Source organism: Faucicola sp. SE7633, from assembly GCF_059264685.1.
The window spans coordinates 52,570-65,061 of record NZ_JCADBW010000002.1 but is presented as its reverse complement, the minus strand read 5'-3'; the positions used below and the strand labels follow the sequence as shown (position 1 = coordinate 65,061).

At 52.8% G+C, this 12,492-nt stretch carries 8 protein-coding genes and 2 tRNA genes; 7 read left to right on the top strand and 3 right to left on the bottom strand.

All coding sequences use genetic code 11. The annotated features are described in order from the left end of the window. Positions 1 to 59: 59 nt before the first annotated feature. From leuS to AC5L4R_RS01150, 7 genes are all read left to right on the top strand, one after another. Positions 60 to 2,705, top strand: a complete 2,646-nt coding sequence (gene leuS, locus AC5L4R_RS01180; RefSeq protein ID WP_494472311.1) for a leucine--tRNA ligase — start codon at positions 60 to 62, stop codon at positions 2,703 to 2,705. Between the two features lie 35 nt (positions 2,706 to 2,740). After that, positions 2,741 to 3,304, top strand: coding sequence for an LPS-assembly lipoprotein LptE (locus AC5L4R_RS01175; protein ID WP_494472310.1), 564 nt, complete (start codon positions 2,741 to 2,743; stop codon positions 3,302 to 3,304). A gap of 23 nt (positions 3,305 to 3,327) precedes the next feature. Continuing rightward, positions 3,328 to 4,398 (top strand): DNA polymerase III subunit delta, encoded by a 1,071-nt coding sequence (holA, locus tag AC5L4R_RS01170; RefSeq protein ID WP_494472309.1) that lies wholly within the window; start codon positions 3,328 to 3,330, stop codon positions 4,396 to 4,398. A gap of 339 nt (positions 4,399 to 4,737) precedes the next feature. Then, positions 4,738 to 6,063: an efflux RND transporter periplasmic adaptor subunit gene (locus AC5L4R_RS01165; RefSeq protein WP_494472308.1), complete on the top strand. Its 1,326-nt coding sequence runs from the start codon at positions 4,738 to 4,740 to the stop codon at positions 6,061 to 6,063. A 67-nt stretch (positions 6,064 to 6,130) separates the two neighbouring features. Continuing rightward, positions 6,131 to 8,092, top strand: coding sequence for a MacB family efflux pump subunit (locus AC5L4R_RS01160; protein WP_494478023.1), 1,962 nt, complete (start codon positions 6,131 to 6,133; stop codon positions 8,090 to 8,092). 132 nt (positions 8,093 to 8,224) lie between these two features. Continuing rightward, positions 8,225 to 8,300: transfer RNA gene (locus AC5L4R_RS01155), tRNA-Lys, on the top strand. 80 nt (positions 8,301 to 8,380) lie between these two features. Beyond that, a tRNA-Lys gene (locus tag AC5L4R_RS01150) sits at positions 8,381 to 8,456 on the top strand. Positions 8,457 to 8,626: 170 nt separating this feature from the next. Here AC5L4R_RS01150 and AC5L4R_RS01145 read toward each other — a convergent pair. From AC5L4R_RS01145 to AC5L4R_RS01135, 3 genes are all read right to left on the bottom strand, one after another. Then, entirely contained in the window at positions 8,627 to 8,914 is a 288-nt protein-coding gene (locus tag AC5L4R_RS01145; protein ID WP_494472306.1) for a YMGG-like glycine zipper-containing protein, read from the bottom strand. A gap of 179 nt (positions 8,915 to 9,093) precedes the next feature. Continuing rightward, complete coding sequence (ligA, locus tag AC5L4R_RS01140; RefSeq protein WP_494472305.1) at positions 9,094 to 11,160, bottom strand: NAD-dependent DNA ligase LigA; 2,067 nt, start codon at positions 11,158 to 11,160, stop codon at positions 9,094 to 9,096. A gap of 161 nt (positions 11,161 to 11,321) precedes the next feature. Continuing rightward, a complete protein-coding gene (locus tag AC5L4R_RS01135; protein WP_494472304.1) occupies positions 11,322 to 12,302 on the bottom strand; it encodes a cell division protein ZipA C-terminal FtsZ-binding domain-containing protein in 981 nt (326 codons plus the stop codon). Positions 12,303 to 12,492 lie beyond the last annotated feature (190 nt).

The window sequence follows — 12,492 nt, the reverse complement described above, 5'->3', positions numbered from 1 at the left end:
ATCATTTTGCCTGTTTAGTCGTTTTATTTTAACACCGTTAGATTGTTTACCAAATTGTTATGAAATCAACCACCATTGATCCGCAATACGAACCCCAAGCCATCGAAACCGCCCAGCAACAGCAATGGGCGGCAGATAAGCGTTATCACGTCAGCAACGCGCCAACGGATAAGCCAACGCGCTATTTGCTGTCGATGTTCCCCTACCCAAGTGGCAAGCTGCATATGGGGCATGTGCGTAACTATACGATTACCGATGTGCTAAGCCGTTATTATCGTCTCAAGGGTGATGAGGTGTTGCAGCCGATGGGCTGGGATGCGTTTGGCTTGCCTGCAGAGAATGCGGCAATTGCGCATGGGGTCGCGCCTGCGGCATGGACGTTTGCCAATATTGAAAATATGCGCGCGCAGCTTAAGTCTTTGGGGCTGTCGATTGATTGGTCGCGCGAGTTTGCGACTTGTACGCCTGAATATTACCGCTGGGAGCAATGGCTGTTTGTGCAGTTGTTCAAAAAAGGCTTGGTGTATAAAAAACTCTCAACGGTGAATTGGGACCCTGTGGATAACACGGTGCTTGCCAATGAACAGGTGGTTGATGGGCGCGGTTGGCGGTCGGGCGCGTTGGTTGAAAAGCGCGAAATTCCGATGTATTACTTTAATATCACCGCGTACGCCGAGGAGCTGCTCAACGATTTGGATAAGCTTGAGGGGCATTGGCCGCCGCAAGTCATCACCATGCAGCGTAACTGGATTGGGCGCTCTGAGGGTATGGAGCTGCGCTTTCCTTATACCTTAGCGGGTGAGGCGCGTACGCTTGACGTGTTTACCACCCGTCCTGATACGTTGATGGGTGTGACGTATGTGTCTGTTGCTGCCGAGCATCCCTTGGCGCAGCACGCGGCCGCAAACAACCCTGCGTTGGCGGATTTTATTCATACCATCAAGCAAGGTTCGGTCGCAGAGGCCGATATTGCCAAAGCCGAAAAACTTGGCATGGATACGGGGCTGACGGTTCGCCATCCTTTGACGGGGCAAGCTATCCCTGTGTGGGTTGCCAACTATGTGTTGATGAGCTACGGCTCAGGTGCGGTGATGGCTGTGCCTGCCCATGATGAGCGTGATTTTGAATTTGCCAATAAATACGGTCTTCCGATTCAGCAAGTCGTGGCGGTGGCAGGACAAAATGCGTTTGACCCAACCACATGGCAAGACTGGTATGGCGATAAGCAAAACGGTGTGGCCGTGCACTCAGGTGAGCTTGACGGTATGAATTTTGCCGAGTCGTTTGCGGCGATTTTAGCCAAACTTGCGCCACAAGGCTTAGCCGAGAAAACCATCAATTACCGTTTGCGCGATTGGGGGGTATCGCGTCAGCGTTATTGGGGCTGCCCGATTCCTGTGATTAACTGTGCGCATTGCGGGGCTGTGCCTGTGCCTGAGGCGGATTTGCCTGTGGTGCTGCCCACCGATGTGGTGCCTGATGGGCGCGGCAATCCGCTTAACCACTTGCCATCATTCACCGATACCACTTGCCCAAGCTGTGGCCAGCCTGCCAAGCGTGAAACTGACACGTTTGATACGTTTGTTGAGTCAAGCTGGTACCAAGCGCGCTTTGCCTCACCACACAGTCAAGATGCGATGGTGGATAAAGCGGCGGCGGATAAATGGTTGCCGGTTGATCAATACGTTGGCGGTGTTGAACACGCGGTCTTACACCTGCTATACGCACGGTTTTTTCATAAACTGATGCGCGATGAGGGGCTATTACAAGGCGATGAGCCTTTTGCCAATCTTTTGACCCAAGGCATGGTGCTGGCAGGCACGTTTTATCGCCAAAACGCTGACGGCAGCAAAACCTACTATTTTGCCGATGACGTAAGCCTTGAGTTTAATGACAAAGGGCAGCCGATAGCCGCGCACCTCAAAGCCGACGGTGAGCCTGTGACGATTGGCAAAATTGAAAAAATGTCAAAGTCCAAAAACAACGGCATTGACCCACAAGCGACGATTGAACGCTACGGCGCGGATACCGTACGGCTTTATACCATGTTTACCGCCCCTGCCGACCAAACACTTGAATGGATTGATGATGGTCTAAAAGGCCCATACAACTTTTTGAAAAAGGTCTGGCGTTATGCGTCTGAGCACCAAGAACGCTTAAATAGCGCAGGTTGGCAAGCTGCCGATGTCAAGGTGGCAGACTTTAGCTTTGGCACAGCCGCCAAAGATTTGCGCCGCAAGACCCATGACACGATTGCCAAACTCGATGACGCGTTGGGCAAATACTTGGCCCTCAACACGCCCGTGTCGTTTTTGATGGAATTAGCCAATGAGCTGACCGCATTTAAGGTGCAAGATGAGGCTGATTTGGCGGCGGCTCACGAAGCGTTGATGACGCTTTTGACCTTGCTTAGCATGTACGCGCCGCACATGGCTCAAGCGTTGCTAGAAGCCTTTGGCATTGACCCACTGCATCTGACATACCCAGCGGTTGATGAAAGCGCGCGCGTACAAGACAGCATCACGCTGGTGGTGCAAGTCAATGGCAAGGTGCGCGGACAGCTACAAGCACCCCCTGATAGCGATGCCGAATTGCTCAAGGCGCAAGCCAAAACGCTTACAAGCGTGCAAAAATTCTTGACAGGTACGATTGTCAAAGAAATCGTTGTGCCCAACAAGCTGATTAACATCGTGGTCAAAGGCTAAACGTTATATCAAAACTGGCAAAAAAAGGATAGCCCATGCAAAAACTGACAAAACCGATGCGGATATTTGGTTTTGCCCTCGCGCTTGCCAGCGGCGTTGCGCCGTTGCATGGCTGCGGTTTTCAGCTACGCGGCTATCCCTCTGCCGTGGTACAACTGGCGCAATCCACTGAGCTGGTGTTTGGCACCAAGCCCGATGACATCATGGTCAAAAATGCGCTCAAGCATCAGCTTGATTTACTGGCGTTGGGCTACACCGATTCAATCCCTATCGCCAATGGTAGCAATGCGGTGCCTGCCGCCAGTGAAGTGCCGCGGATTCAGGTGGATAACATTCGCCTTGATACCTATCAGCTACGTGGAATTTTGACCGAAATTCGTATGGTGATGAGTGCCGATGTCAGCTACAGTGTGCAGCAAAACGGCGTGTGGCAAAACAAAACCCAAACCCTGCAAGTACAGCGCAGCTATCAATACGACCAAGCCAGTGTCGCCACCGACAACCCACAAGCCGACCAAATGCGCGCGTGGCTGGCGGACAATTTGGCGCAGCGCATTGCCGACCAATACGTGGCCTTACTGATGCCTGCCAAGTCTTAATTGTTCAGACCTACCATTGACCCATGCAGCTGGATTTTTTGACCGCCTTTCGGCAAGCCGACCCACAACGCACCCCCACGCCTGCAACGGGACTGTGGCTGTTACATGGCGATGAGGACTTGCTACAACAGTGGCTGGTGCAGCGTATGGCCATCGCTTGGCGCGCGCACAGTATGGCGGTGCAACGCGCGGATATCGTCAATGCCAAATCATGGCAAGAGGTGTTGGGCGAATTTGATAGCCTGTCATTGTTTGATGAACGCCGCGTCATCATCGCGCAAGGCAACCACAAGCCCGATGCTAAGCGCGACAGCGACATCCTACAAGCGCTCAAAACCCTAGCCGAACATGAACAAACGGACGCGCAAAACGCCTTGGTTATCATCAGCGCGCGGTTGGACAAACGCGCGCAAAACTCAGCGTTTTATCAACTGTGTGCCCAATACGGGCACGTGGTGGACTGTCGGCTTGGGCAAATGCGTGACCGCCATACCCTACTCGTTGCCCATGCCGCCGATTTTGGCTTGCAACTGAGTGCTGACGCTTGGCAGCAGCTTGAAGACCAAACCCAAAACAACCTGCTAAGCGCGTACCAGACTCTCTGGCGGCTATCTTACCTGTATGCCACCCCGCCTGTACCCAACGCCACCACACCGTCGCTGACCACCATTGATAACGCACAACTGGCGCAAGGCTTGGTGCGCCAAGCGCAATTTAGCACGTTTGATTTATCCGATGCGATGTTGGCAGGCAACGGCGCGCGCGTGGTGCGTATCATGCGCCAACTGCAAGCCAGCAATGAGCCGCCAAGCTTGATACTGTGGACGCTAAGCAAAGACATGCGCGCGCTACAAGCCATGCAAACAGGTGCTAGCCCCACAAGCCTTGGTATTTGGCCAAGCAAACAAAGCCTATACCAACAAGCCGCCCGTCGCCATCAGCAGCAAGATTTGGGCGCGTGGACAACGCTGCTACACCGCTGTGACCAGGCCATCAAAGGCTTAATCGCGCAGCCTGTGTGGGAGCTGCTGCTGCAAGCTGCGTTGGCCGTTGCAGGGGTCACACTGTTTGCCCCACGTTTGACAAATGCCTGATATCAGTGTTTTATCACCGATAATCGCGTTGCAACCTACCCTGCCTTTTGCCAGCCAATTTTGTATAAAATAACGTAACCCATGCTTACCGCCTGCCCAAATCATAGCAAGGCGCGTCTGTTATGCTTGCGCCGACATAACCATGGTGACCATGCACCACACTGGCGCTTGACAATGCAAGCTGTTATCATATGATAATGATTTGCCAAAATTCTTTGGCTTGGCTGATGCGGTTTACGGTTGTCAGTTTGGCTGTTTTATTCGACCATTCAATTCGATTAATTTTTTTCATAAAATCATCACATTGGCAATAGATACCACTTGGGCAAGGTGCGCACAATGACGCGAACACAAAAAAAATGGTTAAAATGGACAATCATCGCGCTCATGGTCTGTGCGCTTGCTGCAGCGGCGTACTGGTATTTGCGCCCCAAGCCTGCCGAACCCAACTATATCACCGCACAAGTTGAACGCAGCGACATCGAAAACAGCGTCATGGCAACCGGCAAAGTCGAGGGCTTAAACCAGGTCGATGTGGGTGCGCAAGTGTCGGGTGAGGTCATCAAACTGTACGTCGATGTTGGCGACACCGTCAAAAAAGGCGACCCGATTGCCCAAATCGACCCTGTGACCATGCGCAACCAACTGACCACCCAGCAAGCAAACCTACAACAAAGCCTTGCCAACCTTGACAGCACCAAGGCCGCCTACCAAACGCGGCAAGCCGCCTTGGCACAAGCACAAGCCGACCTTGCCAGCAAACAGGCGACACTTAGGCAAGCGCAAAATGAATACCGCCGTATGCAAGGCCTGATGAGCAGCGATGCCATTTCACGCCAAGAGCTTGAGCAAGCCCAAACCAGCGTCCAAACCGCGCAGGCCGCTGTTGATAACGCCCAGCAGGCCATCAAGACCGCGCAAGCAAATCTACAAGCAGGCAAAGCGGATATCACCACCGCGCAAGCATCCATTAAAAAATCGCAAACCGAGGTCAGCACCGCGCAGCAAAATCTTGGCTACACCCAAATCACCGCACCGATGTCAGGCACAGTGATTTCTGTCACCACCAAACAAGGCCAAACCGTAAACGCCAACCAAACCGCGCCAACCATTGTCACCCTAGCGGACTTGAGCACCGTACGCATTAAGGCAAAAATCTCAGAAGCCGATGTCATCAACCTCAAAGCAGGTATGCCCGTGTACTTTAACATCATCGGCAATCCCGATAAAAAAATGCACGCCACCTTAAGTGCCATCGAGCCTGCCCCGGAAGGCACGACCGCCAACAGCTCAAGTAGCAGCGATGATGCCGCCGTGTATTACTTGGGCTATTTTGACGTACCAAACCCCGACGGCACACTACGCATCAACATGACCGCGCAGGTGTATATCGTTGAGAACAAAGCCGACAACGCGCTTAGCGTGCCAGCTGCCGCTATCAAAACCGACAAACGACTGGGCAAATACGTCTTGCTACTACAACCCGACAACACAACCAAACAACAACCCGTCAAAACAGGGCTCACCAACCGCATCAACACACAAATTTTAAGCGGTGTCAAAGAAGGCGACACGGTGGTGATTAGCGAAGAAGGCGACGATAACAAATCGGGCAAAGGCAGCGGTAGTGGTGGCAAGCGCAGCAAACGTCCGCCGATGATGTAAGGTAATGGCTATGCAACCAACCACCGCCCAAGCCGTGCCTGCTGCAATCAGCCCACCACAAGCACCCATGGATAAAACCCCTGTCATGCAAGTTGAGGGTTTGATTCGTGAATTTAGCGCAGGTGAGCAAAAAATCCGCGTGCTACACGGCATTGACCTAACCATTTATCAAGGCGAGATGGTCGCCATCATCGGGCAATCAGGCTCAGGCAAATCAACCTTAATGAATATTTTGGGCTGTCTTGACCAACCAACCGCAGGCAGCTACCGCGTGTACGGCAAAGCCATTGACCAACTGACACCCGATGAACTTGCCAAGCTGCGCCGTGAACACTTTGGCTTTATTTTTCAGCGTTATCACCTGCTTGGTGATATCAACGCGCAAGCCAACGTCGCCGTGCCAGCCGTGTATGCAGGGATGCCTGCTGACCTACGCGAACAGCGCGCGCACGCCCTGCTAGAGCAGCTAGGGCTTGGGCAAAAAACCCAAAACCGCCCCAGTCAGCTGTCAGGCGGTCAGCAACAGCGCGTATCCATCGCGCGTGCGTTGATGAATGGCGGCGATATCATCCTTGCCGATGAACCGACAGGCGCGCTTGATAGCCAGTCCGGCAAGGATGTCATGGCGATTTTGCGTGACCTCAACGCAAAAGGGCATACCATCATCATGGTAACGCATGACCCGTCAATTGCCGCACAAGCCGAACGCGTGATAGAAATCAAAGACGGGCATATTCTAAACGACTACTACACCGACAACACCTTCACGCGCCAAGCTGCCGCCACCAAGCCGCCTTTGACCCCAAAAACAGGCGTGATGGCGTTTTTGGACAGGCTGTCTGAAGCGTTTAAGATGTCACTGCTTGCCATGCGCGCGCACAAAATGCGCACCTTGCTGACCATGCTGGGTATCATCATCGGCATTGCCTCGGTGGTGACCGTGGTCGGTTTGGGACAAGGCTCACAGCAGCGTATTTTGGCGGATATCAGCACACTTGGCACCAATACCCTAACCATCCGTGACGGCTACCGCTATGGCGACCCACGCCGCCGCTACCACAAGCCCAGCCTGACCGATGATGACGCGTTTGCCGTGGCTGACCAACCGTATGTGCAAAGTGTCAGCCCCGTCGTCAGTACCTCAGCCACCGCGCGCTATCGCGAAACCGAAGCCTCGGTCAATGTCAGCGGCGTGGGACAAGATTACTTTAGCGTCACAGGCAACAAGCTTAGACGCGGACAAAATTTTGACACAACCAGCGTACGCCAACTGGCGCAAGATGCCATCATCGATGATAACGCCAAAACCACGTTTTTCCCCGAAGGCAATGCGATTGGCAAAGTCATCGTGCTAGGCAGCGTGCCTGTGCGGGTGGTTGGTGTGCTGTCACCGCTTGAGTCGGCGATGGGACCAAGCAGCGACACGCCAACGTTTTATTTGCCCTACACCACCGTCATGCGCCGTATGCTTGGCACCAGCAATCTCAACAGCTTTGTGGTGCTACTCAAAGACACGATTTCTAGCAGCGCGGCAGAACAAGCCGTCAATGACTTGCTACAGCAGCGGCACGGCACGGATGATTTTCGTATCCAAAACGCCGATTCGATTCGCCAAACCATTCAATCCACCACCAACACCATGACCTTACTGATATCGTCGATTGCCATCATCTCTTTGATTGTTGGCGGTATTGGTGTGATGAACATCATGTTGGTATCGGTGACCGAGCGCACCAGCGAAATTGGCGTACGCATGGCAGTTGGCGCGCGCCAAAGTGATATTTTGCAGCAATTTTTGATTGAAGCGGTGTTGGTGTGTATTTTGGGCGGTGTGCTTGGCATTGCGTTGGCGTTTTCTATCGGCGCGTTGATTAACCACTTTGCAGGCGGCACGTTTCAAGTGGTGTATTCAACCAGCTCCATCGTCGCTGCGGTGATCTGCTCAACGCTGATTGGTGTGGTATTTGGCTTTATTCCTGCGCGCAATGCCGCCAAGCTCAACCCAGTAGATGCGCTTAGCGGTGAGTAACAGGCGCGGTAATTGACCTGTATTGGGTCGTTATACAATTTTTTTTGATAAAAAACTTGCAATGGCGCGATTTATGCGTATAATATGCTCTCACTTGATGGCTAAGCGGTAAAACACACCGCAAACGCTGATGGATCGTTAGCTCAGTTGGTAGAGCAGCGGACTTTTAATCCGTTGGTCCCGCGTTCGAGTCGCGGACGATCCACCATTTTTTAAAACGCTTTAGCCAGTCTTAGCGTACTGTCAGCCAGCCAAAAATGTCGCACTGATGTTTGTCAGGGCTTATGAGGATCGTTAGCTCAGTTGGTAGAGCAGCGGACTTTTAATCCGTTGGTCCCGCGTTCGAGTCGCGGACGATCCACCACTTTTTAAACGCTTTCAAGTAAAAATTATGCGTCCTGATTGGGGCGTATTTTTTTGTCTAAAATTTGGCGCATGCAAAAAAACCAAATGCTCATAAAGCATTTGGTTTGGCTTTGGCAAGGCTTTAACTTATCAAACGTCTAAACAGTATAAGCCGCTAAAGCGCGCTGATTAACGTTGGTAAGGGTAGTTTGGTGATGTGCTAAGCGCGTAACCTGTCACGCCGCCTGCGGCTGCGCCAATCGCCGCGCCTTTGGCGATGTCTTTACGGTTGCCGTCAGACTGGGCCAATGCACCGATTGCCGCGCCTGCCAATGCGCCATTGGTGGCAGCAGTTGCTGAGCCTTGATTGGTTGTGCCATAAGGCTGATTAGTGCCGTATGGGTTGCTGGCACATGCGGTCAAGCCAAGTGCTGCGCCGATTACGGCGATACCTGTTAGTTTAGTCACTGCGTTCATGGTGTCTCCTCACTAAAATATTGGCTCATGGCTGTTTAACCATGTGTTGTATTTAAGCCCATACAGGCGTTGTGATTAGCATACACGTTTATGGCAGGGTTTGTGTTGTGTGCACGCGACTTTTTTTACACGTTGTGTAACCATTGTCTCGCACTTATTGAAAGCGTGGTAATCCGCGTTTATTCGCCAGCTGTGTCAGCAAAATCTGCCAATAGCTGCAAAAACTCGGCTTCATCCATCACGCGAATGCCCAGACTCTCGGCTTTGGCAAGTTTGCTGCCTGCTTTTTCACCTGCCAGTAGCACGCTGGTCTTACCCGATAAGCTACCCGATACGCTTGCGCCCAATGCTTGCAAGTTGGCTTTGGCTTCATCGCGTGGCATGTGTGCCAGTGTGCCTGTGATGACCCATGTTTGGCCTTTGAGTGGTTGGCGCGCGTCACGGGTCTGGCTGACCGCGTCCCAATGAATACCTGCGGCAAGTAAGCGTTCGATAACCTCGCGGTTGTGCGTCGCGGCAAAAAATTCATGGATGGATGCGGCGGTGATGTCGCCGATGTCTGGGGTTTTGAGCAGCTCGTCGGTGCCAGCTGCCATCAGAGCAGGCAAATCGCCAAATTGACGCGCCAAATTGAGCGCGGTGCTCTCACCCACCCCACGGATACCAAGGGCATAGATAAAACGCGGCAAGGTGGTGTGTTTGCTGGCATCGATGGCGGTCAGTAGATTATCGACGGATTTTTCACCCAGCTTATCAAGCGCGACCATCTCGTTTTGGTGCATGGGCAAGTCATAGATATCGGCAACGTTTTTTAGCCAACCTAAGGCAAAAAACTGCGCCAATAGACGCTCGCCAAGCCCGTCGATGTCCATGGCGCGGCGCGATACAAAGTGCACCAACGCCTCTTGCTGCTGTGCCGGGCAGTACAAGCCGCCCGTACAACGCGCCAGTGCCTCACCTTCGGGCAATACCACAGGCGATGCACATACGGGGCATTGCTCGGGCAAGGTCACAGGCACGCTGTCGGCAGGGCGTTCATCCAGCCACACACGGGTAAGCTTGGGGATGACATCGCCTGCGCGGTGCACACTGACCATGTCGCCCACACGCACGTCTAGTCGCTGAATCTCGCCGATATTGTGCAAGCTTACGTTGCTGACTGTCACACCGCCGACATTGACGGGCGCAAGCTTGCCGACAGGCGTAAGCTGCCCTGTGCGCCCAACTTGCCATTCGATGGCGTTCAGGCGCGTTATGACGGTTTGGGCAGGGAATTTGTACGCCATCGCCCAGCGCGGTTCTCGGCTCAAAAAGCCAAGTTGGCGTTGCAGGTTTAAGTCATTGACCTTGATGACGACCCCGTCAATCTCATACGGCAAGTCAGCGCGTGTGGCGTTAATCGCTTCATACGCGGTTTGCACAGCCGCGCTGTCGGCAGCGGTCTGAACCTCGCCGATACTAAAGCCCAAACCTTGCAGCCATGTTAAGGCTTGGGTTTGGCTGCTGATATCGGCAGGCAAGCCGTCATTGACCGAATACGCATAAAACGCCAACGGCCGTTGGGCGGCAATGGCAGGATCAAGCTGACGCAAGCTACCTGCGGCGGCGTTGCGCGGATTGGCAAAGATCTTGTCGCCCCGTGCCTCAGCGGCGCGGTTGAGGCGCAAAAACCCTGCCTTGGGCATCAGCACCTCGCCACGCACCTCAAGGCGCGCAATGGCTTGTCCAATCTGGGTAGGAAGCACCTGCGGCAAATTGCGAATGGTGCGCGCATTGTGGGTGATGTCCTCACCAACCTGCCCATCGCCACGTGTCACGGCTTGTTGCAACACACCATGTTCATACACCAACGCCACCGCCAGCCCGTCAAGTTTTAACTCGATATCGTACTCAGGGTTTTGCTGCGCGTCGCTCAGGCGTTCATTGACGCGGCGCATAAAGTCCTGCAATTCGGTATAATTAAACACATTGCCCAATGACAACATCGGCGTGGTATGGGTGACTTGGGTGAACTGTGCCAACGCTGCACCGCCAACTTGATTGGTCGGGCTATCAGCCTGCACCAAATCGGGGTGCGACGCCTCTAAGCTGAGCAGATTTTGGCGCAGTTGGTCATATTCGCTGTCTTGCAAAATCGGTGCATCTAGCACGTAGTAAGCGTGGTTGTGGTATTTGAGCGCGTCGATTAGGCGGCGCATGGCTGCCACGATGTCGGCGGTATCGGTGGGTGATGTGTGATTTGGCATAATACTTGCAGTCAAAAGCTTATGATAAATTTCTAAGTATGTTTTTTAAAAGTAGGCTTTTTTAAAAAAGCTTGGATTGAATGACAAAAAGACGCAATGCCCCCGATTGCGTCTTTTTATCCTTAGACAAATTATACAAAAATAGGTGGTTAGCGGCTGAATCAAACGAAGTTTACCGCAAGCTCGCGCATACGGTTGATGTTCTCTTTGGTCAAAGGTTGGTTATTTTCATCATACAAACTGGCTTGCAACGCTTGTGCCATCAGCCCTGCAATGCTCATCATACTGTCAAAACCTTGCGCCGCTTTGGGGTGCGGCAATGACAAAAACAACGCCAAGCCACTTGCCGTTTGCATTGGCAAGCGATTCAAATCAAACGGCTCAATACCCTCATCGCCGACCATCATCACACTAAACCACAAAATCCCCGTGCCGTCTTTGCCCTCATAGCGGTGAAACATGTTCATCGCGCCATATTTAAGCCCATATCTGTCAAACAACTGCAACAAATCACGCCCTGCAATGCGCGCATTGGGCTGATCGGGGAACAAAAACACGCTGACGTTTTGCTCGGCGTGGTTGAGCGGGCTGTTTTGGTCATGATCAATTTGGGTTTGGATATGCCCATCCACCATCGGGCTATTATCGGTGAACGGCTCACGCAACTGGCTTTCATCATACGTTGCCACAGGGGGGCGGATGTGCTCGGTCGCGTCAGCAAGCAGGCTAAACGCATCAGGCTCGTTGTCCACGTCAGCCGCGGCACTGGTGAAGGCCAGCTGACTGCTGCCGCCAGATGGTGCATGACCGCCAGGGGTCTGCGCTGACTGCCGCTGATAGTCAAAATCGGTATTTGCCGCGCTTAGCGCAACGCTGCCCTCAGGATTGTCGGGCGTGATTTCGGCTTTAAAAACAGGCTCATGCGTCACGGGCTCACGCTCATGACGTGGCACAATCGGCAAGCCGTTTTTGCCGTTTTGCTGATTGACCGCGCTATCAATGGGGGTGCTGTTGAGCACCTTGCTGTGGGTCGGCTTATTTTCGTGATGTTTTTTTTTCTTGAGTGCGCCCACCAACGTCACGATGCCCCAAACGATGGCGATAATCGCCAGTACCAACAAAATCATTTGAGTCACAGTCATGGGCATGTCACACCTAATATGGTTAAATTTTTAACAGTTAAATTCTAAAAATCTTAAAACCATGCGTGTCAGGCTTTAAAGATATAAATTTTTGCCTATACTAGCACGACAAACGGCGCACGGCTAGCAAAAACCGTAGCAAAACGATGGCTTGGCGCGGTTTTTTGGCGTTTGGGGCAGTTTATTGCCA

What these genes read in the sequence shown, in the direction of transcription:
- leuS (WP_494472311.1), top strand. Translation starts at nt 60, where the DNA reads ATGAAATCAACCACCATTGATCCGCAATACGAACCCCAAGCCATCGAA.
- AC5L4R_RS01175 (WP_494472310.1), top strand. Translation starts at nt 2,741, where the DNA reads ATGCAAAAACTGACAAAACCGATGCGGATATTTGGTTTTGCCCTCGCG.
- holA (WP_494472309.1), top strand. Translation starts at nt 3,328, where the DNA reads ATGCAGCTGGATTTTTTGACCGCCTTTCGGCAAGCCGACCCACAACGC.
- AC5L4R_RS01165 (WP_494472308.1), top strand. Translation starts at nt 4,738, where the DNA reads ATGACGCGAACACAAAAAAAATGGTTAAAATGGACAATCATCGCGCTC.
- AC5L4R_RS01160 (WP_494478023.1), top strand. Translation starts at nt 6,131, where the DNA reads ATGGATAAAACCCCTGTCATGCAAGTTGAGGGTTTGATTCGTGAATTT.
- AC5L4R_RS01145 (WP_494472306.1), bottom strand. Translation starts at nt 8,914, where the DNA reads ATGAACGCAGTGACTAAACTAACAGGTATCGCCGTAATCGGCGCAGCA.
- ligA (WP_494472305.1), bottom strand. Translation starts at nt 11,160, where the DNA reads ATGCCAAATCACACATCACCCACCGATACCGCCGACATCGTGGCAGCC.
- AC5L4R_RS01135 (WP_494472304.1), bottom strand. Translation starts at nt 12,302, where the DNA reads ATGACTGTGACTCAAATGATTTTGTTGGTACTGGCGATTATCGCCATC.